At 68.8% G+C, this 22,728-nt stretch carries 20 protein-coding genes; 9 read left to right on the top strand and 11 right to left on the bottom strand.

Annotated features, from left to right (window positions below; genetic code table 11):
- Positions 1–3 precede the first annotated feature (3 nt).
- Positions 4–285: a hypothetical protein gene (locus Aph01nite_RS34010; protein ID WP_204045154.1), complete on the top strand. Its 282-nt coding sequence runs from the start codon at positions 4–6 to the stop codon at positions 283–285.
- Here the strand turns inward: Aph01nite_RS34010 and Aph01nite_RS34005 are convergent.
- On the bottom strand, positions 272–1,900 hold the full coding sequence (locus Aph01nite_RS34005) for a hypothetical protein (RefSeq protein ID WP_204045153.1): 1,629 nt from the start codon (positions 1,898–1,900) through the stop codon (positions 272–274). The genes Aph01nite_RS34010 and Aph01nite_RS34005 overlap by 14 nt on opposite strands.
- Positions 1,901–2,115: 215 nt before the next feature.
- Here Aph01nite_RS34005 and Aph01nite_RS34000 point away from each other — a divergent pair, with 215 nt between their 5' ends.
- The 3 genes from Aph01nite_RS34000 to Aph01nite_RS33990 all read left to right on the top strand — a co-directional run bounded on the left by Aph01nite_RS34000 (position 2,116) and on the right by Aph01nite_RS33990 (position 4,987).
- Complete coding sequence (locus Aph01nite_RS34000; RefSeq protein WP_204045152.1) at positions 2,116–2,583, top strand: hypothetical protein; 468 nt, start codon at positions 2,116–2,118, stop codon at positions 2,581–2,583.
- Positions 2,584–3,020: 437 nt separating this feature from the next.
- On the top strand, positions 3,021–3,476 hold the full coding sequence (locus Aph01nite_RS33995) for a hypothetical protein (RefSeq protein WP_204045151.1): 456 nt from the start codon (positions 3,021–3,023) through the stop codon (positions 3,474–3,476).
- Entirely contained in the window at positions 3,473–4,987 is a 1,515-nt protein-coding gene (locus Aph01nite_RS33990) for a multicopper oxidase family protein (protein ID WP_204045150.1), read from the top strand. The genes Aph01nite_RS33995 and Aph01nite_RS33990 overlap by 4 nt, the downstream gene beginning before the upstream one ends.
- A 4-nt stretch (positions 4,988–4,991) precedes the next feature.
- Here the strand turns inward: Aph01nite_RS33990 and Aph01nite_RS33985 are convergent, their stop codons facing one another.
- The 3 genes from Aph01nite_RS33985 to Aph01nite_RS33975 all read right to left on the bottom strand — a co-directional run bounded on the left by Aph01nite_RS33985 (position 4,992) and on the right by Aph01nite_RS33975 (position 10,484).
- On the bottom strand, positions 4,992–6,386 hold the full coding sequence (locus tag Aph01nite_RS33985; RefSeq protein WP_204045149.1) for a sensor histidine kinase: 1,395 nt from the start codon (positions 6,384–6,386) through the stop codon (positions 4,992–4,994).
- Positions 6,387–6,511: 125 nt separating this feature from the next.
- Positions 6,512–9,475 carry an AfsR/SARP family transcriptional regulator gene (locus Aph01nite_RS33980; protein WP_204045148.1) on the bottom strand — a complete coding sequence of 988 codons (2,964 nt, stop codon included), beginning with the start codon at positions 9,473–9,475 and terminating at the stop codon, positions 6,512–6,514.
- Between the two features lie 223 nt (positions 9,476–9,698).
- Positions 9,699–10,484 (bottom strand): helix-turn-helix domain-containing protein, encoded by a 786-nt coding sequence (locus tag Aph01nite_RS33975; protein ID WP_204045147.1) that lies wholly within the window; start codon positions 10,482–10,484, stop codon positions 9,699–9,701.
- Between the two features lie 295 nt (positions 10,485–10,779).
- Between Aph01nite_RS33975 and Aph01nite_RS33970 the strand changes: the two genes are divergently transcribed.
- Entirely contained in the window at positions 10,780–11,247 is a 468-nt protein-coding gene (locus tag Aph01nite_RS33970) for a hypothetical protein (RefSeq protein WP_204045146.1), read from the top strand.
- Positions 11,248–11,297: 50 nt separating this feature from the next.
- Here the strand turns inward: Aph01nite_RS33970 and Aph01nite_RS33965 are convergent, their stop codons facing one another.
- Positions 11,298–11,537, bottom strand: coding sequence for a hypothetical protein (locus Aph01nite_RS33965; RefSeq protein WP_204045145.1), 240 nt, complete (start codon positions 11,535–11,537; stop codon positions 11,298–11,300).
- Between the two features lie 341 nt (positions 11,538–11,878).
- Here Aph01nite_RS33965 and Aph01nite_RS33960 point away from each other — a divergent pair, with 341 nt between their 5' ends.
- Positions 11,879–12,349 carry a hypothetical protein gene (locus tag Aph01nite_RS33960; protein WP_204045144.1) on the top strand — a complete coding sequence of 157 codons (471 nt, stop codon included), beginning with the start codon at positions 11,879–11,881 and terminating at the stop codon, positions 12,347–12,349.
- 50 nt (positions 12,350–12,399) lie between these two features.
- Here the strand turns inward: Aph01nite_RS33960 and Aph01nite_RS33955 are convergent, their stop codons facing one another.
- Positions 12,400–12,963 (bottom strand): hypothetical protein, encoded by a 564-nt coding sequence (locus Aph01nite_RS33955; RefSeq protein WP_204045143.1) that lies wholly within the window; start codon positions 12,961–12,963, stop codon positions 12,400–12,402.
- 192 nt (positions 12,964–13,155) lie between these two features.
- Here Aph01nite_RS33955 and Aph01nite_RS33950 point away from each other — a divergent pair, with 192 nt between their 5' ends.
- The gene (locus Aph01nite_RS33950; RefSeq protein ID WP_204045142.1) at positions 13,156–14,007 is read left to right on the top strand and encodes a hypothetical protein; all 852 of its coding nucleotides are present in this window, start codon (positions 13,156–13,158) and stop codon (positions 14,005–14,007) included.
- A gap of 30 nt (positions 14,008–14,037) precedes the next feature.
- On the opposite strand, the gene Aph01nite_RS33945 is transcribed toward Aph01nite_RS33950, so the two are convergent.
- From Aph01nite_RS33945 to Aph01nite_RS33930, 4 genes are all read right to left on the bottom strand, one after another.
- The gene (locus Aph01nite_RS33945; RefSeq protein ID WP_204045141.1) at positions 14,038–14,529 is read right to left on the bottom strand and encodes a hypothetical protein; all 492 of its coding nucleotides are present in this window, start codon (positions 14,527–14,529) and stop codon (positions 14,038–14,040) included.
- 323 nt (positions 14,530–14,852) lie between these two features.
- Positions 14,853–16,754, bottom strand: coding sequence for a caspase family protein (locus Aph01nite_RS33940; RefSeq protein WP_204045140.1), 1,902 nt, complete (start codon positions 16,752–16,754; stop codon positions 14,853–14,855).
- A 1-nt stretch (position 16,755) separates the two neighbouring features.
- Positions 16,756–17,124, bottom strand: coding sequence for a hypothetical protein (locus Aph01nite_RS33935; RefSeq protein ID WP_204045139.1), 369 nt, complete (start codon positions 17,122–17,124; stop codon positions 16,756–16,758).
- A 301-nt stretch (positions 17,125–17,425) separates the two neighbouring features.
- Entirely contained in the window at positions 17,426–18,463 is a 1,038-nt protein-coding gene (locus tag Aph01nite_RS33930; protein WP_204045138.1) for a cellulose-binding domain-containing protein, read from the bottom strand.
- Positions 18,464–18,648: 185 nt separating this feature from the next.
- Between Aph01nite_RS33930 and Aph01nite_RS33925 the strand changes: the two genes are divergently transcribed.
- Together Aph01nite_RS33925 and Aph01nite_RS33920 are read left to right on the top strand one after the other, a co-directional pair.
- Positions 18,649–19,272 carry a nucleoside/nucleotide kinase family protein gene (locus tag Aph01nite_RS33925; RefSeq protein ID WP_204045137.1) on the top strand — a complete coding sequence of 208 codons (624 nt, stop codon included), beginning with the start codon at positions 18,649–18,651 and terminating at the stop codon, positions 19,270–19,272.
- A gap of 78 nt (positions 19,273–19,350) precedes the next feature.
- A complete protein-coding gene (locus Aph01nite_RS33920) occupies positions 19,351–21,162 on the top strand; it encodes an ABC transporter ATP-binding protein (RefSeq protein ID WP_204045136.1) in 1,812 nt (603 codons plus the stop codon).
- A 118-nt stretch (positions 21,163–21,280) separates the two neighbouring features.
- On the opposite strand, the gene Aph01nite_RS33915 is transcribed toward Aph01nite_RS33920, so the two are convergent.
- On the bottom strand, positions 21,281–22,728 hold a 1,448-nt coding region (locus tag Aph01nite_RS33915), incomplete at its 5' end, for a M14 family zinc carboxypeptidase (RefSeq protein WP_204045135.1).

Raw genomic sequence — 22,728 nt, 5'->3', positions numbered from 1 at the left:
ACCATGAACCCTTCCGACGCCGTGCTCGTGGCGGTCGGCTTCGTGTGGCTGGGCATGGTCCTGGCGATCTCGTTCATCGAGGCGCCGTTGAAGTTCAGGGCGCCGGACGTCACGCTTCGGATCGGGCTGGGGATCGGCCGGCTGGTCTTCCGGGCGCTGAACATCGTCGAGAGCGTAATCGCATGCCCACTACGTTTATGTCGCCCTGGAGTTGGTCAAGGTCTGCGCCCTCGCGGCGGCAGGCATCTGGCTGCTGACGAGGTAGCGCGGGCTACAGCTGGATGATGCTGTAGTAGTCGAGGCGGTCGACGGTCAGCTTCAGTTTGCCGTGCTTGCAGGAGAACGCCGGCGACTTCGACTGCGGGAAATCCGGTGAGACCAACGAGACGCGGCGCGGGCAGGAGTCCAGGTCAGCCTTCACGGTGAACCCCGACTGGGGCGCGATGCCCTGGGCGTAGTTGTGGTTGACGAGGTGGATGGAACGCTTGCCGGTGCCGCGCTGCACGAGCAGGCTCGCCGCGACGCCGGCCGCACCGACCTGTACCGCCTGGGTGCCGATCGCGTTGTCCTTGAAGATCGCGCGATGCTCCTTGTAGAAGCGGGTGTACGTCTTGAAGAAGCCCATCATTCCGAGATCCGTCGCGGTGGGGCTGCCAACGGTGTCCTTCAGATGGAAGGCGGGGAAGATGCCGTTCGCGTACGCCTCGGCCCCGAAGATCCGCCAATAGTCCTTCTTCTCCTGCAGCGGCAGGTTGAGATAGTTGGTCATCATGTCGTTCGGCCAGTCGATGAACACGACGACCGGCACGTTGCCCGCGATCCGGGCGCTCTGCTGCTTCAGATACCGGTACTGCGACTGGAGCGACTTCGCGCCGTTGAGGTGGCCGCCGACCACCGGCACGTAGTCGGCGCCGCGGAAGTCGGGCGTCTGCTCGTCCGGATTCCACGGGTACATGCCGACGCTGTTGAAGTCGACATAGGGCCACAGCCCGTTGGAGGAGATGAGAATGCCGCGGTGCTGGGTGCGCCGGGCGTACGCCCGCATCTCGTCGACGATCTCTTTCCAGTATCGGCGAATGTATGTGGCGGTGAACGACGTGTCCTCGGCGTACAGGCGGTTGGCGACCACCCGGCCCCATTCGGGAGCGAGCGGATTCGCCGCGTTCAGGGGGTCGAGGTTCCAGCCGCCCGCCCGCAGGTAATCGCGGTAGTTGAAGTTGGCCGCCAGGTCGCCGGCGGGCACGTCGCGACGGAGGATGTTGTCGTCGGTCATGCCGAAGCGCGATTTCCAGTCCGCGGCGGTGAAGGCCGGATACTTCGCCAGGAGGTATCTGTTGAAGTCGGCGATCGCGTAGTCGTCGAAGCCCTCGTTGCCGTTGAAGCCGTACTTCAACCCGCCGCTGAATCCGGCGTTGATCTCGTCGAAGTTGAGCCCGTCCACTCCGCCGTCGACCTGGATACGCGCCCAGGACAGGAGGTACTCGCGATATTTGGGGTTGAAGATGTTCCCCCGCCGCGCCGGCTCCGGAAACCCGAATTCGTCATGGGGTACGGGATTGCCGTCCGCGTCACGCGTCGACATGTCGTCGAAGATCTCCGTGGTGGCGAAGTCCTTCGGGAAAATCACACTCGCCGTGCCACTCCCCATGAAGTTGATGCCCTTGGCGCGATAGCGGCCGATCTGCGCGAAGTTGTAGTCCGCCGCCTCATCCCCCGCCGTGGACCACTTCCCGATCGCCCGGATGGTGGTATCCGGATCCAGCTCGTAAACCTGCGGATCCTCATCATGTACGTCCGACTGGCTGAACCCGTACACGACGAAGTCCCCCGCCCTGGACGGACCTCCGGTGGCACCTACGGCCGCCGCCGGCTGCCCCGACGCCACGACCACCACCGCCACGACACCCGCCGACCAACGCAGTACCCCAGATCGCCGCGACATCATGCCCCCTGGGAACGCTGCTCATCGACAGAATTGCGCAAGCGTATGCCCGGGCCATCGGCAGCGAAAGCACCCAATCCAACCCGGCCCGAAGTACCAGCGCCCCGCAACCAGCGCAATGTACGTAACTGAAATCAGAAGATTCCCCGCAAGCCGAAAAGGGGCAGACCACCATGCGATATGTCGTCGTCGAGCGACGCGGTCGCGGTACCTACTGGCACGATCCGGACCTCTACTTGGCCGTCCTGCCCACCCTCCGCGACGCCCTCCCACCCGGTGCGTGGGCGTTCGCCGCCGACCCTGACCACTACGACTTCTCTGCACCGAACTGCGTGAAAGACCTTGTCCTCCGAACAGTCCCGCCGACAACAAGCCCGCCCCTAGACCTCGGCCTGCGCTTCGACCGAGGTCCCATCCCCGACTTCAACGGCCTGACGATCTCCTACACGGGTGTCACCTCTGTCGAGGTCACAACCGAAGACGACCAGCCGTTCGAGCCTTCAGCCTTCAACAGCCTCAGACTCGACGAGATCCTCCCCGCGCCTGGCGGCTGCACCCACGAACTCACCTTCACCACAGCCACCATCAAGATCACCGCTGCTGACCTGCGCGTGTCTTGGGATCCATCCACCTCTGATTAAGGCCCTCCAGCCGCCGCCGCTGGCCGGGCTTGTGGGCGATGATCGCGGCGTTGGTTCCGGCCGCTGTGAGGGGGATGGAGCGGACGTCGGTGAAACCTGATTCCAGGAGCCAGGCGCGGTATTCGCTGAAGGTGTACCCAGTCCGACCTGGCGGTCGTCACTGCCACGGTCCTACGGCGTGCTGGCGCCCGCTCGCCACTGAGTCCGGTACGGGGGTCACGGTCGGCCGTGATCGTGCCGTGACCTCCAGGAACGCCGGCCTCGGCGTGCGCTTGGAACCCACTTAACTGGACCGCAGGGCGCATCCCATTGACCCACAAGTGTTCACCAAGACGGATCTTCTAACGTCGCCGAGTGAACAGCCCGGAGAACGGACGCCGGGTCGTGGACAGGAGGAACCGCGGTCCCCCCGCGGATCCAGAATGGGAAAACACCTCATGAAACTCGCTTACAAGATCCTCGCGTACTTCATCGCGGTCGAGGTCGCCGTGCAGGCGTCGATGGTGGTCCTCGGGGACGCCGGTCTGTTCAAGTACATCGAGCAGGGCGGTGTGCTGGACAAGGCCGCCGCCGAGAGCGGGGCGATCCAGTTCCCCGAGTTCTTCGCCTTCATCGTCCACGGCATCAACGGGATGATGGTCATCCCCGCGGTCGCGCTGATCCTCCTGATCGTCTCGTTCTTCACGAAGATCCCGCGAGCGGTGGGGGCGGCCGGTCTCGTGCTCGGGCTCGTGGTGCTCCAGGTGGCCCTGGGCCTGCTCGGTCACTCGATCCCCGCCCTGGGCGCGCTGCACGGCGTCAACGCGCTGCTGCTGTTCAGCGCTGCCGTCTACGCCGCCCGCCGCGGTCGCGCCGCCGTGGTGAGCACGCCCGCGCAGCCCGTACGGGTATGAACGCGACCCGCCGACGCGGCGCCCGCATCCGGCTCGCGCTGGCGGGTATCGCGACTCTCGCGATCATCGGTCCGCTGCTCTGGCTCTGGCAGTCCAGCCTGATGCCGGGCACCTACTCCGTGATGGACATGGGCTACGCGGATCACGGGGGCGCCCAGGCAATGCACGGATCCGGGCATAGCGGGCACCTGGCGGCCGGTCCCGGGGGGCCGTCCGCGCCGACGCGAAGCCTCAACGAATTCATTGCCGACCCGGACCGCAAGGCCGACGTCGACGTCACCCTGGTCGCCCGTAAACAGCGCTTCAAGCTGGCCACGGGCCGCTCGGTCGACGGGTACACGCTGAACGGCACCTCACCCGGCCCGGTGATCAACGCGACCGCCGGGCAGCTCGTACAGGTCCGGCTGGTCAACGAGTCCGTACCGGACGGCATCACGCTGCACTGGCACGGGGTCGACGTGCCCAACTCCGTGGACGGCGTCGCCGGGGTGACCCAGGACGCGGTCACCGTCGGCGGGTCGCACGTCTACCGCTTCGTCGCCGACCAGGCCGGAACCTTCTGGTACCACTCCCACCAGGTCTCCCACGAGCAGGTCCAGCGGGGCCTCCTCGGCGCCCTGGTGGTGGCCCCGGCGCAGGCTCACGCCGGCACGACGGACGTGGTGGCGCTGCTGCACCTGTACGACGGGGCTCGCACCGTCAACGGGCGCGAGGGCGACGTGCGCGTGGACGCCTCCCCCGGCTCCCGGGTCCGGGTCCGGGTCATCAACACCGAGAACGGCCAGACCTCCGTCTGGGCCGGCGCGCCCTTCCGGCTCCTCGCCGTCGACGGCACCGACCTGAACGATCCCGGTCCGGTACGCGGCACCGCCGTCCCCCTCACCGCGGGCGGCCGCGCCGACCTCGAGGTGACCATGCCGGAGGACGGTTCCCCCGTCCGGGTCCACATCGGCGGCCCCACCGGACTCGTCCTCGGCTCCCGCTCGCACGACGCGCCCCCGGTCCCCCGCCCGACCACGAACCTCGACCTTCTCGGGTACGGCACGCCTGCCCCACTCGGATTCGACCCCGACCAGCCCGACCGCCGGTTCACGTACGAGATCGGCCGCCGCCCCGGCTTCCTGGACGGCATGCCGGGGATCTGGTGGACCGTCAACGGGCACATGTTCCCCGACGTCCCGATGTTCGTCGTGGCCGAAGGGGACGTGGTACGCATGCGCATCTCCAACCAGAGCGGCGAGACCCACCCCATGCACCTGCACGGCCACCACGCCGTCGTCCTCAGCCGCAACGGCGTACCGGCCACGGGCAGCCCCTGGTGGGTGGACTCCCTGGAGGTCCCCGACGGCGACTCCTTCGAGATCGCCTTCCTGGCCGACAACCCCGGCATCTGGATGGACCACTGCCACAATCTCCCCCATGCCGCCGAGGGCCTCGTCGCGCACCTGATGTACGAGGGCGTGACCACTCCCTTCACCGTCGGCGGCCCAAACCACAACAAGCCTGAATAACGCTTCATGCGGCTGGAGCCATCGGCAGTTGGAGGACGAACCGGGCACCGCGCCCGCAGTCGGCGATGCACAGGGTGCCTCCGCTCATTTCGGCGATCTGCCGGGCTATCGCCAGGCCCAGGCCGGTGCCCCCGGGATCCCTCTCGCGGCTCTCGCTCAGGCGTACGAACCGCTGGAAGACCTTGTCCCACTGATCACGGGGGATTCCCGCGCCGTCGTCGAGCACCTCCAGCACCGCAGTACCGGTGGCGAAGCAGGCGCCGGCCGCAGGGCCGCCGTCCAGGCGGGACACCCGGACCGTGACGCGGCTGTCGGCGTGCCGTTCGGCATTGTCCACCAGGTTGCCCAGCAGCCGGCCCAGGCGCAGCCGGTCTCCCCGTACCGCCACGCCGGGCGAGAGTTCCCTTTCGATGCGTTTGGCTGAGGCGTGGCGGGCATCCAGTTCGGCGGTGACCAGCTCGGCCAGGTCGATGGTGTCGCACGTCCCGGGCGTTCCGCCGTCCAGACAGGCGATGACCAGCAGGTCGCGGATGATCGCCTGGAGCCGTTCCAGGTTGGCCAGCATGGTCTCGCCCATGTCGGAGTCCACGGTCGGGGCTTCGCACGTCATGGCGTCCTCGACCTCCAGGCGCATGGCCGCGACCGGGCCGCGCAGGTCGTGGCAGACGTCGGAGGTGAACTGGCGCTGCTGTTCCAGCGCCTCCTGAAGCCGGCCCAGGGTGTGGTTGATGCTGTCGGCGAGCCGGTGGATCTCATCCTCGTGCGGCGGAATCGAGACCCGCCGTGCCGGATCGGTGGCGTTGATCTCGTCCAGTTCCGAGCGGATGGCGTCGACCGGATTCAGGGACTCGCCGACGATATGACGGCAGGTGTAGGTGACCGCCCCGGTCAGGGCCAGCACGCCCGCGATGAGCACCGCCGCCAGGCCCGGATCGACCAGCGGCGGGGTCGGCGCGGCGGCGTACACGGTCCAGCTCTGCCCGCCGCTGTAGACGCGCTGTTCCACGACGATGTGGCACTTGTTGCCGAGCGGCGTGCTGTCGCAGACCACGGCACTGGCGCCGGGCGCGTCGCCGGGCGTGCCGGGCGGAGGCAGGAGACTGCTCATGGGCCCTTTGCCCGCCATGGGGGCGCTCGCCGCGACCACGCGCCCCGCGGAGTCCGCGATCTGCACGTTGGGGATGTACCCGTGTGCCAGCCGGACCGGAACAAGATCACGCTGTACGCTCACGCCGAGCCGGGTCGCCGTTCCGTTCACCGCGTCGGTCAGCTGCGCGCCGGCCAGCCGGTGGAACAGTCCCGCCAGCAGAATGGCGAACAGCATGCCGAGCAGGGCCGCCGCCATACCGGAGTACAGCGCGCAGCGAGTTCGGATCGAGTATTGCTTCCGCTCCCGCATGGTTGCCTCACACCAGTCATACACGACGGCGAGTCAGCCACTACGAGCCCCCCTCCCCCGATCAGACCCCATCCGACCCAGGACGCCCGCGTGTCACATCGGGCCCATCGTGATGGCCCTGCCGGCTACTGAGCGTGATATGCGGCGGATTCGAGGGTTGACAGCAGGCGCTGGGCCTGCGCTCGCAGGCTCAGCGCTCCCGTCGTGTCCCCGCGTTTGTCCAGGAAGGCGGCCATCGTCGTGAGCACGTTGGCCTGTGACGGCCGGTTCCCGATCTCGGCGAACAGTTTCATGGCCCGGGACCAGTGATTCACGGCCTGGTCCTCGTCGAGCCCCTGGATGTACAGCGAGCCCAGCGCGAAGTGGGCCGTGGCCTCGGCGAAGGGCTCGCCCACGCGCTGCGCGGCGGTGAGCGCCTCCACCAGGTCCTGCTCGGCGCTCTCCGTCCTGCCCATGGCCAGGCCGGCTTCGCCCAGCCCGCGCAGCACGTACGCCTGGCCGATCAGGTCGCCGAGTACGCGTACCAGCGGAAGCGCGGAGGAGAAGGCCTGGTGCGCCTCCTCGTAGTCGCCCTGTTTCAGGCGGGCCTCGCCCAGGCGGTACCGCGCCTGCGCCTCACCGCGCTTGTTGGCGATGCCGCTGTACATGTCGAGGGCCTGTTGCAGCAGGTCCAGCGCCGCGGCGGACTCCCCCCGATCCATGGCCATCTGCGCCAGGCCGGTCAGGGTGTGCGCCTCCGCGGCCAGGTCGCCCAAGTCGTGCAGCATGCGGCGGGCCCGCTCGTAGCATTCCGCGGCCTGGGTCGCGCGGCCGTTCGTCCGGTGCAGGAGGGCGAGGTTGCGCAGGGCCAGCGCGTACCCGTGGTCGTCGCCCAGGGCGCCGAACCGCTCCAGCGCGCTTTCGAGCAGGTCCCGCGCCTCCTGGTATTTCTGCTGGTAGAGGGCCAGGCTGCCGAGGCTGTAGAGGAGGGCGGCCTCGCCGCGCCCGTTGCCGGCGCGCATGACGGCGGCCAGCGCCGCCTCGTGGGTGGCGGCCCAGTCGTCGAAGTGGCTGTGCGCCTCGAAGAGCGTCACGCAGGACAGGGCCAGGTCCCACGCCAGCTCGTCCAGCCCCAGCTCCGCCGCCTGGGAGACGGCCTGCACCAGGGCGGAACGCTCGACGGCGAACCAGGCGAGCGGGTCGCGGAGCAGGGCGGCGGCGGTGTCCGGCGGCAGCTGCCAGCGTGGGGCCGTGCCGTGGATGATGGCGTAGGCGCCGCCGTACAGGCTGCTGTGCGCGCGTTCCGCCAGGTCGAGCAGGCAGGACAGGACGCGTCGCAGCGCGGCCGCGCGTTCCCGGCCGGAGTCCTCCGCGAGCGAGCGTTCCCTGGCGTACAGGCGGAGCAGGTCGTGGATGCGGTAGCGCGGCTGCCCGGTCCTGTCGACGCCGCTGTTCTCGATGAGCTGGGCGTCCAGCAGCTGGGTGACGAGCTCCCCCGCCTGCTGCCCGCCGGAGTCGAGCAGGGTGGCGGGCGTCCAGCCGGCGAACTCCGGGACGTTGAGCGCCCCGATCCGGCGGAACAGCGTGGCCGCCGCCGGATCGAGCGCCCGGTAGGTCAGCTCGAAGCTGGTACGGACGCGCAGCTCCCCCTGGCTCAGCTCGTCCAGGCGGCCCCGTTCGTCGATCATGCGCTGCGCCAGCTGCCCCGCGCTCAGCCCGTGCCGGGGCGTGAGGCGGGCGGCGGCGATGCGCAACGCCAGCGGCAGTCCCCCGCACCCGGCGCTGACCTGCGCCACCGCGGAGTCGTTCCGGCGGAGCGCGTCGCCCGCCACCTGGGCGAGCAGGCTGATCGACTCGTCCTGGGCCAGCGGCCCCAGCCGCAGCACGTGGCAGCCGTCCCGGATGGCCAGGCCGTCCAGCTGGTTGCGGCTCGTGATGACGACGGCGCTGGCCGAGGCGCCGGGCAGCAGGGGGCGGACGTGGTCGGAGTCCACCACGTTGTCCAGGACCATGAGCACCCGGCGCTGGGCCAGCACGCTGCGCAGCAGGCCGACACGCTCTTCCAGATCGTCGGGCATGCGCGTGCCGGGCACGCCGAGGGCGCGCAGGAACCGGTCCAGAACCTGGCGGGACGGCAGCGGCTCCGCGGTGGGATCGTGCCCGCGCAGGTCGGCGTAGAGCTGGCCGCCGGCGAACCGGGCCGCGACGCGGTGCGCCCAGTGCACGGCGAGGCCGGTCTTCCCGATCCCGCCCATGCCGGTGAGCCCGAGGAACGCCGGCAGGCCGCGGCTCAGCCGTTCGTTGAGCACCCGGTTCAGCGTGGCCAGCTCCTCGGCGCGGCCCACGAACTCAGGAATGTCCGGCGGGAGCTGGGCGGGGGCGGGCAGCAGCTGCGGCAACGCGTTGAGCAGCGGATCCCCGCGGAGGATGGCCGCCTGCAGGCCGGTCAGTTCCGCGCCGGGCTCCAGGCCGAGCTCCTCCACCAGCACCCGGCGGCCGTCCTGGTAGGCCTCCAGGGCTTCGGCCTGGCGGCCGGTCCGGTACAGGGCGAGCATCAGATGGGCCCGCGGCCTCTCCCGGGTGGGGTGCGCTTCCACCAGGGCGGTCAGCTCCCCGATGCGCTCGCCGTACCTTCCGAGGGCGAAATCGGCCTGGGCGCGCAGTTCGACGGCCCGTAATCGGGCCTCCTCCAGATGGGCGGCGCCGGGCCACCGGGCGTCCCTGAGATCGTCGTACGCCGGGCCCCGCCACAGCTCCAGCGCCTCGGTCAGGAGATCGACCGCCCTGGCGTGGTCGCCGGACTCGAGCGCCCCGACCCCCGCCTCCGCCAGCCGGGTGAACCGGGTCACGTCCAGTTCGCCGGGGTCCAGGTGGAGCACGTACCCGATGGAGTTCCTGGTGATGCGCTCCCGGTCGCCCAGCAGGCGGCGCAGCTGGTGGATGTGGAGCCGCAGATTCGCCTGGGCGGAGCGCGGCGGCGACTCCCACAGGATGTCGATCAGTTTGGCGGGCGTCACCGGCTGGTTGGGCTGCGCCACCAGGGCGGCCAGCAGCATCCGCTGTTTCGCGGATGCGACCGGCCTGGCCTGACCGTCCACGACGACGAGCATCGGCCCAAGGACACCAAGCAACATGCGCTTCGCCCCCTACGCTCAGCCTCTTCCCTCATGGCCGGGCGCATCCGGCGCACCCAGAGGGAAACCGGGCGCACCTGCCAGGCCACATCGGGTCGCTCCTCATGATCTGAACGCCCCGAATGTACGGCTGATATACGCCACATACCACCCATCTCCCCACAACTGCGGCATGGCATGGGAGGCTCCCAGGCCGGCCCTACGCGCAGGTGGGCAGTGGCGGATTGTCGTGGGTGCGTACGGCGGGCAGCCAGGCGATCCCGCCGGGAACGGTGTTCAGACGCACGCGGAACCACCGGGTCGTGCCGACGCCTGTCTCGTCCTCGACGCGGTCGCCGCCGTACAGCACGCAGTCGGTGTGGAGGACGTCCGCGTGCCAGACACGGTGGCTGACCACGTTGTCGGCGTCGTATTTGCGGTGGGGGTCGCGGGCCAGACCCATGCTGCACGCGGGCACACGTTCCGGCCGGGTCTTGCAGTCACCCTCGACGTTGTACACGCGGACCTGGGCGAGCACGGTCGCGCCCGGTTCGGGGTCCTCGCCCTCGCCCATGGACAGGAAGACCACCGCGGTCGCGGTCGCCGTCACCACGGCGGCCGCGGTCGCGATCACCAGGGGCCGCCGGACGAACCGGCCCAGGCGCGCGGTGAACGAGGGCGCCGGCGTAGACGGCTCACTCTCGGGCTCAAGATCTGCGTCTGGTACGGCCTCCGGCGCGATATCGCCCGCGGTCGAACGGGCCGCGTCGGCGAGCACCCACAACCGGTGAAGTTCATGGAATTCTTCGGTGGTCGCGCCGCAGGCTTTCGCGAATGCGCGAATCGCGGCGGGATCGGACGGCGTTTTCACGCCCGAGCAGTAACGGTGCAGAGTGGAGCTGCTGATTCCCGCCCTTTTCGCCAATGTCTCGAAACTGACGTCGGCACGGGCCTTGAGCATTCTGAATTGCGCGGCGAGTTTCTCCGCCTCAGCCGTCCGGGTCATCGCCCGCACCCACCCGCCGGTTCGCATCCCACCGACGTCCCACAGCCGGGCGAATAGCCCAGGTCAGCACGGGATGGGATGTCCCAGCGTCCCATCCCGGCGGATTTCCTTGCCACCTGCCCACCACCCCTGCAAACGTCATCCCCGCTTCCAGCGAAACGCTGGTGGCGGGCTGAACGCGAGTGGGGACCGGTCAATAGCGGAAATGAAAAGGAGACGCGCGACCGGCGATATCGCGTTCGCTCGGCAGGAGCTTAGCAGAAGACTTCACAGGCTCTTACTTCAGGAGAAATGGATGCCTTCGTTCCGTCGATACCTGCACGTCGCGGCAGTCGGGATACTCGCCGTCGGCGGCCTCAACCTCGCCACGGGATCGGCCGCCGCGTCCCCCGCCGCCTGCCAGAACGGCGCCAACGGTTTCGTCAGCATCCCCTACAACAAGACCGGTACGCCCATCGGCAGCACGCGGGTCGACGCGGGCCTCGCCGTCAGCGCGCGCTGGGCCCAGATCCACGTGGCCAACATCGGCGGCGTACAGCACGGTTGGGCCATCATCCAAGGAAGGACACAGCCGGGCGACAAGGTCTGGATGGACTGGACTCGCGACAACGAGGCGTCCTGGATCCAGTGCGGGCCGTTCACCGTGCAGAGCGCCGGCTCACCGAACACGAGCGCGGCCAAGCGGACCGATCCGTCAGCCTCCTACAAGTTCCGGGCCTGCCTGAACGTCAACGGCCAGTCGTGGTGCGGCCGCTGGTGGTAGGAGAAACAATCGCATGAAGGGGTCGTCACACGACGGCCCCTTCGTGTGTGTCAGACCGCCGCCTGGTAGGCGGCGGTCACGGCGTTCAGCGCCCAGCGCATGCGGCGGGCGAAGGATTCGGGGTGGTCTCCGGCCTCCTGGGCGACGAAGGCGGCGCATACCGCGGTGTCGCCGTCGCAGGAGCACAGCCTGTCGTCGATGGCCGTCCGGATCTTGTCGGGCGAGAGGTCGTCCGAGGGCTGCACCGGGGAGGTGAACAACACCTGGGCCAGGTCTGATGTTGTCAGCATGGCTTCACTGTGCGCCCTATACCGGCCTGGGGCATCCGGGGCGACCACTGATTCTCCCCGGTAAGAACCACGTATCCCCCATACGGCCGTCAGGGTACGGACGCGCGTCCCGGGTGGGATCGAGCACGTACGCCCTGGCACATCCGTCACGCACTGGCACCCGGCCTAAGGGATATCCCCTAATGCTGTGGCACTTCATGGAACGAGATGTCACGCCCCTAGCTGACAGGGAAAGCATCGAAATCCATGAACATGCTGGGGAAGTGACATAAATGACCAGAGTCGGGAAGTCAACGGCCCGTATGGCCCGAGTGATCGCGGCCATCGGGGCGAGTACCGCGATGACAATGATGTTCGCGCTCGCGAGCGCGCCGGCGCAGGCCGCCAGTTCCGTCGAGATCACGCACAGGATCACGGTTCCCGGCCAGGTACGGCACCAGATCGACGTCCATCTGCCGATGAACCAGGAGGACGCGGCCGGATACATCTGGAACGGGGCGAGGATCCAGGTCACGTGCTACGGAGACGACTGGTTCGACGACCCGATCAGCGGCGTCCCGGTGCCGGGGTTCACCGGTCCCGGCACCTACCGGGGCAGGCCCGCGCCCGGCCAGCCGGGGGAACAGAAGGTCCTCACGGCCACGTCCACCGGCGTCCACCTGACGATCGTGAACTTCTACGAGAAGGGCCGCCAGCTCAACGAGGACATCCTTCCGAGCGACGACGACGAGGTCTACTGCAAGGCCCGGTGGATCGACGGCGACGGCTACGTCCTCACGGACACCTCGAACACGGTGCGCGGGAAGTTCTGAGGCACGGCGCGGGGAAGGACCTCTGAGCGGTTCTTCCCCCACTCAGGGCGTCAGGCCAGCAGATCGGGCCTGTAACGGCGCACCCAGTCGCCCATGGATCCCTGCTCCCAGCGCGGATCGATGGCGCCGAGGGGGACGCTCAACCGCTGGAGTCCCGTGTCCGGGTCGATCGGTTCCCGGGCGAGAGCCACGCGGATCCAACGGGGGACGCTCTGGGACAGGTCGCGTTCGCCCCAGCCGACGAGGCCGACGCACTGCATGGCGCCGGTACGGACGCTGGCCCCACCAGGGCGGACGATCCGGCAAGGGCTCGCCACGTGGCTCTCGACGACGTCGACACGGTCGACGTCGGGCCAGTTCAGGCGCAGGCGGGAGCCGTACACGTCCTCCATCTCGACGCCCTGGGGGGAGAAGCGGGCGACGGTGCCCGCGACCATCCGGCCGTGTCTGGCGACGAGAACTCCCATGAGAACGGCGGTCACGACGGCGGCGGAGAGCAGGCCGACGACGCCGCTGTTCGCGAAGAAGGAGCCGATCAGCAGGGTGCCGACGAAGAACAACGCGAGCGGCAGGATGAATGGAGACGCGAACGCGAGTAAAGATCTCCGTCTCATCCGGAACTCATCCACGAACCCCAAGGTGCTTCATTCACAGGACATCCGTCAAATGCCATGACCTGCGGAAAGAAGGCCAGGGGCGCATCCTGGGAAGCCGGGACGCATGTCATCCGGAGATGTGTCAACCCGGAAGGGCCAACCTTCGTCTTCTATGTGTCTCCTATTCATCAGGACTTATCAGGAGTCACATTGTCCGCCCGTCTGGTCTTCCCCGGCGCCATTCTGCTCTGCGGTCTCTTCACGCCGGTTCTCCCCGCGCACGCCTCCGAGGTCGTCGCCACCGACATCGTCGAGTACTCGTGCACCCCGACCGGGGCGGCGGCCCAGACGGTCAGCATCCGGGTGGAACTCACCATGCCGGTCAACCCCGTGACCGGACGACAGATGACCATCGGCCACCGCGCGACCTACGCCGGGAGCACCACCCTGCTGGCACCCACCGCCGGTCTCCCGGCCGCCACCAAAATGTACGCGTACGTGTCCATCAGCGGATTGCCCGGACTGACCTCCGGCACCGGCGTGGGCGGCACGGTGGGCCCGGTCACCGCAGGTCAGGCCATAACCCTGCCCACCCAGTCGACCTCGGTGCTGACCACCCCAGGAAACCCGGGCACCGCCACCATCCGAGCGGCGGCCATCAACTTCGGACTCACGCCAACCGCACCCCTCGTGCAGTGCGAGGTGCAGAACGCGACCGCGCTCACCACCCACCAGCTGACCATCACCGCGGGCGGCCAGGGTTCCGGCACCACCCCCACCACCACAGTCACCGCGACGGAAACAGAAACCGAGACCGCCACCGAGACAGCCACAGAAACCGCGACCGAAACAGAAACCTCGAATTCCACGGTCACCGAAACGTCAGACGTCATCGAAACACCCGCGGGCGGCGTCGCAACCGGCGGCGGCGGCGAAGCGACCCTCGACGCGAGAGCCCTCATCCTCCTCGGAGCCCTCCTCGCCGCCATCCCCTCCGGCCTCCTCCTCCGCCTCCGCACCGCCTCCGCCAGACGAAATCCCCCGGCACAGCCAAGAGAATGACCCCGCAGCGCCCCATTTGATTTCGGCCGATCATTCACGCTCTGCTTGGTGGCCGGCCAGTAACATCACGCGGCCGGCCCCCGGGTCGAATCCGAGGACCGGGTCTCCGTAGCCGCCTTCGGCGGTCATGAGCACCGGCTTGTTCAGTTGACGGCCGATCGCGCTCAGGAAGCCGCAAAGGATGTCCACGCCGGTCTGGCCTTGAAGTTCGCGAAGGTCGACGTCGAAATCGATCTCCTCGGGACCGTACGGCCGGAAGATCGCCAGGACATGCGGGGCCGGCCAGACCCGCAGCGCTACCCAATCGGCCTCGACCGGACGTGCCAGTACCTCCGCTGCCGAGGGAAGCGGTTCGACTTCGCCGCCCACGGAGTATTCCCACGTGTACCCATCCGACTGGACCAAGTCGAACACGGCTTGCCAGTCCTCTACCGAAGTGCCGGTGACGCAGATATCCGGCAGAGCACCCATCATGTCGGGGTCGAAGAAGTCCCTGACGTCGTCCCACAGCAGGTCGGACATCCCGCCATGCTGCCCGCCGGCTCACAGGGACGCATCTGGATTTCTCGACGATTCCCCCGCCCCGAGTCACATCGAGATTCGCCGGATGAGTGCGTGGGCTCAGCCGGTGGGGTGGTTTCAGGATTGATTTGAGGCCGGGTTGGATGAGGGTGTGGAAGGCGGTGTTCAGGTCAGGATGAGGTCCACGAGGGCGTGCTGGATGGCCTGGCGGGTGCGCCGGACGCGGCGGTCCTCGTTCGCCGGCACTTCACGCCCTCCTGTCTGGTACGGCTGACGCCCCGAGAAACGGATGATTCGTTATCGAACAAGCTGTTCGGGAGAGGTCATGCTGGGTCGGGCTGGTTGGGGGTGGGGAGTTCGCGGACCTCGCGGAGTTGGGTGACGGACTCGTGGATGGCTTGGGCCATGTCGGCGGGGGCGATCGCGATGGCGTCCCAGTCGAGGTCGTCGCCTCGTACCTGGTCGGGGATCGAGGCGAGGTCGTCCCGTAGTTCCGGGCCGCTGAGGAAGTCATTGAAGGATCTCAGTCCGCCGACGAAGTTGAGGATGCCGTCGGCCAGTTCCGGGATGAAATCGGGATCGTGGCGGGCGTCGTCCAGTTCCTCCCGTATCTCGGTGAGAGCGGTGAGGAGTTCGTCCCGCCAGTCGGCCGGTAGCGGTCTGGAGGCGAGGGACCGCAGCTCATCGGCCAAATCGTTGATCGCGGATGATGCGGTGCCGAGGTGGATGGTCAGCCGCTCGGCGGCTGGATCGGGCATCACACTGGTGTCCCTGATCGCCTCGGCGATCGCGTGCAGTCCCGCGATCAAGGTCGGGTAGCCGACCATGCCGCGCAGGCAGTACGCCGATGTGCGCAGTTCGCTGACGAGCGCCCGGACAGCCTGGACGAGGCGCGGTTCGGGGGGTAAGCCGGACGAACCATATGCATCGGGCACGCCGTCGTCGGCTGTCCCGCCCTCGGCGATGGACGGGTCTTCCTCGGGAGCGTTTCGGATTGTCCTGGCGAATGCGCCCAGTTCTGATACGAGGTCGGCGATCGGGATCAGAGAGCTGTGGGTGTGCGTGAAGGAGCGGGCCGCGCGGACGAGTCCGCTTGCCGAGATCGCGAAACGGTGGGCGGCGCGGAGGAGGTCCGGGTCGCGGGCGGTGCCCAGCAGGGCGGCGGTCAGGGTGGCGGTCACGGCGACCAGTTCGGGGTCGGTCAGGAGGCGGAGGGCCGCGTGGCGTACTTCGTCCACGGCGCCCGGCAGGCCGAGGCGGCCGCCCGCGGGGTGGCGGTCGAGAGCGTCCATGAGTTCGCGGAGCGCGATCTCGGTTTCGGGGAGTGCGAGCTGCCGCCAGATCTCGCCGACCAGCGCGACGATGTCGGAGATCAGTGGAGAGTCGCCGAGGAGTGGTTCGAGAGCGGTCGCCATCGAAGCCCAGGGCCCTGCGGTGGGCGAATGGATGACGACGAGCGGCGGGGTGTTGTGGAAAGGGTTCTGGGCGATGTACAGCGGGCCCCGGAGCTTATTCCACATTTCCGGATTCTGACGGTTTTGAGCTTTGCTCACCCAGTCGGCGGCATATTCGTACATCTCACTCACGGACACCCGGCCGTCGCCGTCGCGATCGGCGAGACCGGTACGCAGACCCCGTACGAGCGCGGACGTGAAAACCGACGGCACCGGATCGCTGTCCACCAGCCCGACGCCTTCTTCGAAGGAGTACTCGATGGAACTGGACGACGTGATGATCACCCGGCCACTGCCCTGCAAACCGTCGTACGCGTGGACCCTGCGGCTGGATCTGAGGCCGACTCCGGGCGGGAAGGCGCCGCTGAAGCAGCAGTCGAGGATGACGACGATCCGCTCGGAACGGGAGTTGTCGAGCATCTCGTGGACCGTCGAGGCCGCCAGTCCGGTCGCGGGGAGGTTGTCCCACTCGGTGTCGGTGGCCACCAGGTGGAAACGGCCGCGGGGATCCTTCATGCCGTGGCCGGAGAAGTAGAGGAGGAGCAGGTCGCCGGTGGTGCGGTTGGCGAGGAAACGTCCGATCCTGCGGCGCATGGTGTCGGCTGTCGCGTTGGTCAGCACCTCCTCGACCTCGAATCCGCCGATGGCGGGATCGGCCAGCACGCCCTGGAGTTCGCGGCCGTCCGTCTGGGGGGAGCGGAGCTGCTCGAACTCGGGATCCGCGTACTGGTCGGTGACTATCAGGAGCGCGCGGCGCGCGGAGGGCGGCACGTCAGCTCTCGGCGCCCGGTTCGTCGGCGAGCCAGGCGTCCACGAGCCTCCGCTGTTCCGCCCGGGACATCCCCGACAGTTCGATCGTTCCGCGCTGGGGGTGTTCCAGCCGCGCCGTACGCCCAGCGGAACTGCTCACCCAGCTTTGGATGAGTTTGACCGTCTCGGTGAGCACCGGGGACGCGACCACGGCGACGATCACCGCGGTCAGCGTGGCGGTGCCGCTCTTGGCCGACGCGGGCGGGGAAACCGCCGGCGAGGCCGGCTGGACGCCGAGTCTGTCCAGGTCGTCGCGGAGCAGCCGGGCGTCTTCGTCGAACCGTACGGGTGAGACCGTCGGATCGCCGATCTCAATGCGAATCTGGGCCATGAATGTTCCTCCAACGGCGGTCTTCATTGCCCCCGACGAAGAACCGCGGTTCAGGATATCGCGCAAATTCGGATAACAGATTGCGCGGCCCAGAAACACCGACCGATTTTCCGGACAATTCACACTTTTTGTCCGGGACGCGCGCCCCGAATGGCCGAATGCGGCGACAAGGGCGGCCTCCTCCTCGTGAAGGTGCCGCCCTTGCGCCGACCGGTCAGACGCCTACCGATATGCGTCCGGCCGGTAAAACCCGGTAGACCCGGTAAGACCGGTATGACCCGGGAGCCCCGGTCAGCCCCGGTCAGCCCCAGTAGCCCAGGGCCTGGCGGCCGAGGGACTGCTGGCCCGCCGTGTTGGCGTGACAGCCGTCGGAGACCTCGTTGGGCCTGAGCCGGAACACGCCGGGGTAGGTCACGTTCTGCGTCGAGTCGGCGGCGGCCTGGCGGGCCAGGCTGTCGGTCAGCGCCGGACCGTTGGCGCCGGCCAGGGAGCACGTCTGGCCCTGGTCGTACAACGGCTGGCCGGAGATGATGATCCGGGCGCCGGGGGCCGCGTGCTGGCGCGCGTTGGCGATCATCTGCCGGACCTCGTTGTAGTTCGCGTTGGCGTTGAACACGCATATCTGGATCCAGACGGTGTTCGGGCGGCCGAACCTCGCCGACTGCTGGTCGAACCTCTGCCAGGCGCTGGAGTTGGTGTCGGTCCACGACTGGACGACCAGGCCGCCCGTGCCGTACGGACCCCACATGCGCTGGCCGCCGACGGCCCGGTACCCCTGCGCGACGTTCTCGGCCATCGAGCAGCCGATGAAGCCCATCGAGTTGGGCCCGGTGCTCGGGCTGGTGGATGGGCTCGCGCTGGGCGACGGCCCGGTGGAGGGGCTCTGCGACGGCGACGGGCCGGTGGTGCCGCCCGTGCAGGTCGTGCCGTTGAGCGCGAAGCCGGCCGGGGCCGGGTTGCTGCTGCCGTTCCAGGAGCCGTTGAATCCGAAGGTGGTGCTCGCGTTGGTGGCCAGGCTGCCGTTGTAGCTGAGGTTGCGGGCGGTCACCTGGGATCCGCTCTGGGTGACGGTGGCGTTCCATGCCTGGGTCACCGACTGGCCGGCGCCGAACGACCAGGTCAGCGTCCAGCTGCTGAGCGGGTCGCCCAGGTTGGTGATGTTCACGCTGGCGGTGAAGCCCTGCTGCCACTGGGAGGGGACCGAGTAGGTGACGCGGCAGCCGGGGGCTGCGGCGTGAGCGATGGACAGAACCGGGCCGGCGGTGACGGCCGCCGCCACCGAGACGACGGCTGCGATGAACAGCCGTAACCGAGACAGACGTAACCGAGACAGGCGCATCGCCCCTCCTCAACTGGGTGCTTGCGTGCTGGGCTTACCGATCGACCAGGGAGCGCGACGATCGGAACGTAAGACATTCACGCGACGGTGGTCAAAGTTTCTGTCGTATGTCTGGATGATGTGGCCTGTCACGGGATCGGCGGCCATGTAACTTCCACGGCTGGGGGCGCTGACAGGATGGGAGTATGCGCGCGCGTCCGATCAGCCAGGAACGTCTCGTCGAGGAGCTCGCCGACCGGATCGCCGCGTATCCCCGTCACGACTGGGTCCGGGTGGCCGTGGACGGCGCTCCCGCCGCGAATCCCGGCGAGCTGGCCGACGCCCTGGTCGGGCCGTTACGTGTCCGGGGACGGGAGACACTGCGGGTCTCCTCATGGGACTTCCTGCGCCCGGCCTCCCTGCGTTTCGAGTACGGCAAGCAGGACCCCGACGCTTACTACGACGACTGGCTCGACGTGAACGGCCTGATCCGCGAGGTCCTGGCCCCGCTGGACCCGGGCGGCACCGGCAAGGTGCTGCCCACGCTGTGGGACCCGGTCAGGGACCGCGCCACCCGCGCGCCGTACACCGTGCTGCCCGCCGGCACGGTCCTGCTCCTGGACGGGAGCCTGCTGCTCGGGCGCTGGCTGCCGCTGGAGTTCACCGTGCACCTGCGCCTCTCCCCCGCCGCGCTGGCCCGGCGTACGGCGGACGCGTGGACGGCCCCCGCCTTCCTCCGCTACGAGGCGGAGGTGGAGCCCGCGAGCACCGCGGATGTGGCGGTCAGCGTGGACCGGCCCGGCCATCCCGCGCTGATCGAGGAGGTCTGACCGCCCGGAAAATGGTTCGCCCCGTCCGTACGCTCTGCGGCACGATGGCTACGGCGGGTCGATGTCGAGGGGGCGGGGATGGCTGGGCTCACGGACGAACCACCGGTCCGGAAATCGGCCGTCATGCTGGCGCTGCGCTACTACGTCGCGCAGCTGCGACACCAGTGGCGGGTCTCGGTGCCCGCGATGGTCCTGCCGGCCCTGGGGAACATCTGCCTGTTCTACCTCGCGCCGCTGGCGGTGGGCGCGCTGGTGGGGCATCTGTCCCGCGGCGGGGACGGCACCGTCGGGGTGCTCCTGCCGTACGTGCTGGGCTTCGGCGCGATGCTGATCCTCGGCGAGGTGCTGTGGCGGGCGGGCCTGCACTTCCTGAACCGCACGGACGCGTGGGGCATCGAGCGGCTCGGCGCGGTGGGCATGAACGAACTGCTGGCCAAGGACGCCGCGTTCTTCCACGACAACTTCGCCGGTTCGCTGACCAAACGGCTGCTGAGCTTCTCCAGCCAGTTCGAGGAGTTCGCCGACACGCTCACGTTCTCGATCATCGCCAAGGTGGTGCCGCTGGCGTTCGCCTCGGTGGTGCTGTGGCAGTACCACCCGCTGCTGGTCCTCGTGCTCCTCGGCCTCATCGCCGTCACCGCGTTCCTCGTCGCGCCGCTCATCCGCCGCCGCCAGAAGCTGGTGGACGAGCGGGAGGCCGCCAAGGTGCGCGTCTCCGGGCACGTCTCCGACGTGCTGTCCAACATGGACGCGGTCCGCGCGTTCGCCGCCGAGGACCGCGAGTCCACGGCGCACCGGGCCCTGCTCGCCGAGCAGCGCAGGACGTCGCTGCGCTCCTGGGACTACGGCAACCTCCGGGTGGACACCGTCGTGGCGCCCATGTCGGTGATCACCAGCACCGTCGGCCTGCTCCTGGCCGTGGCCCTGGGGGGCGGCCTGGGCGTGGAGGCCATCGTGGTGACGTTCACCTACTACTCGAACTCGATCGGCATCATGTTCGAGTTCAACCAGATCTACCGGCGCATGGAGAGCCTGCTGACCGAGGCCGCCCAGTTCACCGAGCTGCTGCTCACTCCGCCGGGCGTCACCGACCCGGACGAGCCGCAGCCGCTGCGCCCCGCCGACGCCGGCGTGCGCTTCGAGCGGGTGGCGTTCGCGCACGCCGGCAACCCGCTCCTGTTCGAGCGCCTGGACCTGGACATCCCGGCCGGCACCAAGATCGGCCTGGTCGGCCGGTCCGGCGGCGGCAAGACCACCCTGACCCGGCTGCTGCTGCGCCTCATGGACATCGACGGCGGCCGCATCCTGGTCGGCGGCCAGGACATCACCCGGCTCCGCCAGGCCGAGCTGCGCGGCCTCATCGCGTACGTCCCGCAGGAACCCGCCATGTTCCACCGGTCGCTGCGCGACAACATCGCCTTCGCCCGGCCGGGCGCGAGCGAGGCCGAGATCCTCCAGGCCGCGGAGGCGGCTCACGTCACGGAGTTCGCCGAGGCCCTGCCGGCCGGGTTCGACACGCTGGTCGGCGAGCGCGGCGTCAAGCTCTCCGGCGGCCAGCGCCAGCGCGTCGCCCTGGCCCGCGCCATCCTGCGGGACGCGCCGATCCTGCTGCTGGACGAGGCCACCAGCGCGCTGGACTCGGAGAGCGAGATCCTCGTGCAGCAGGCCCTGTGGCACCTGATGCGCGACCGTACGGCCCTCGTGGTGGCGCACCGGCTGAGCACCGTGGTCCGGATGGACCGCCTGGTCGTGCTGGACCGGGGCCGCGTCGTGGAGCAGGGCAGCCACGGCGAACTGCTCCAGGCCGACGGGCCGTACGCGCGGCTGTGGCGGCACCAGTCCGGCGGCTTCCTCGTCGAAGAGACCGAAGAGGACGCGGTCCGCCGCTGAGCCCGGGTTGAGTCTCCAGCGGCTGGAGGGCCCAGACTCGCAGGCATGCGGTTCACGCGCCTGAAACGGCGATGGCCGCCGGGGAGCCCGGCGGCCATCGTGTTCGTCCGGAGGGCTATCAGCTCGTGCCGACCTTGACCCTCTTGTCGTTGTAGTTGTTGCCGTTTCCGGCCGGGTCGTAGTTGTTTTCGACGTTGCCGGCGATGTCGACCGCGAAGAAGCGCACCTCGACGGTCTGGTTGACCGTGATCTGCTGCGCTCCCTCACGCATGGCCGCCGCGGCCAGCTTGGGCGAGTCGAACGTCGGACGGCTGCCGTCCAGCGTGTAGTAGATGTTGGCCGGCTCGTTCACGGCGAAGGTGAACGAGGTGGAGGTGCCGGTCCCGCCGGTGATCCTCAGCTTGGAGTCGGGGCGGCGGCGGTCCTTGGAGAAGGCGCGGGCCACCTCCAGGATCGCGATCTGGCCGTTGGCGAACTCCATCGCCTCCTGGTGACCCTCGGCGAAGGGCGGCTGGAAGCCGACCGCCTGGAAGCGGCCGGTGGCCGGGTCGTACAGGTCGGCGCCGACCTCGAAGTCCCAGCCGATGATGCCTCGGTTGAACCAGTGCTCGTCCGCGCTGTTGCCGGCGGCCGAGTACAGCACGTCCGGGACCGGGCCGGTACGGCCGGGCCAGATGGCCGTGCCGCGGTGGGCCTGGACGGCGGACAGGATGTGGTCGGAGGCCTCCCAGAAGTAGTTCTCGGTGCCGTAGTCGACCCGCGGCAGCAGCTCACGGCCGGCCGACTTGTAGGCGCCCGGAGGCCACATGAAGTAGCCGCCGTAGGAGTGGGTGTTCATCGCGAACTTGATGTTGGGGAACTGCTGGGTCAGCCACACCTCGTTGCGCGCCTCCGGCTCCGAGAGCTCGGCCGGGCCGGCGAAGGTGTCGCTGGTGCAGCTGGTGGAGGCGCCGCTGTAGCCGTCGAAGAGCGAGCCGACGGAGAAGTTGCGGTTGAGGTCCACGCCCCAGGAGTTGCGCGCCGCCGGGTCGGCCGCCCCGGTGGCCGGGCAGTGGTTGGTCATGTTGCGGCGCTGCATGTTGAAGTCGTACAGCGAGTAGTGCCCGCCGTCGGGGTTGACCGTCGGCATGATGAAGATGTCGAGGTCGTCGACGACCTCACGGTGGTCGCGCGAGTAGTTGCGCAGCAGCCGCTCGGCGGTCTCCAGGCAGGTCAGCGGGGTGACCCATTCGCGGGCGTGCTCCTGGCAGTAGAGGAACACACCGACCTTGGAGCCGTCCCGCGTCTTGCCGATGCGCAGCGCCTTCGTCTGGAAGGGCTCACGCGTCACGCTGGCCGGCGCCTTGAGGAAGTCGCTCAGCTTCGTCGCCGGGGCCGCGGCCACCAGGCCGGCGCCCGCGTTGCCGCGGTAGGTGCTGGCCGTCACCAGGGCCGACGCCGCCGGGCTGGCGTTGACGGCGTCCACGACCTGCTTGGCGGTGCTGGTGAGCGCGCCCGTCGGGCCGGTGGCCAGGCTGACCACGATGTCCTTGCCGGTGACCGCGACCGACAGCGGGGAGTCCGCGG

It is taken from the genome of Acrocarpospora phusangensis (assembly GCF_016862995.1).
GTDB classification, from domain to species: Bacteria; Actinomycetota; Actinomycetes; order Streptosporangiales; family Streptosporangiaceae; genus Acrocarpospora; species Acrocarpospora phusangensis.
This window is presented reverse-complemented; position numbering and strand designations above follow the sequence as displayed.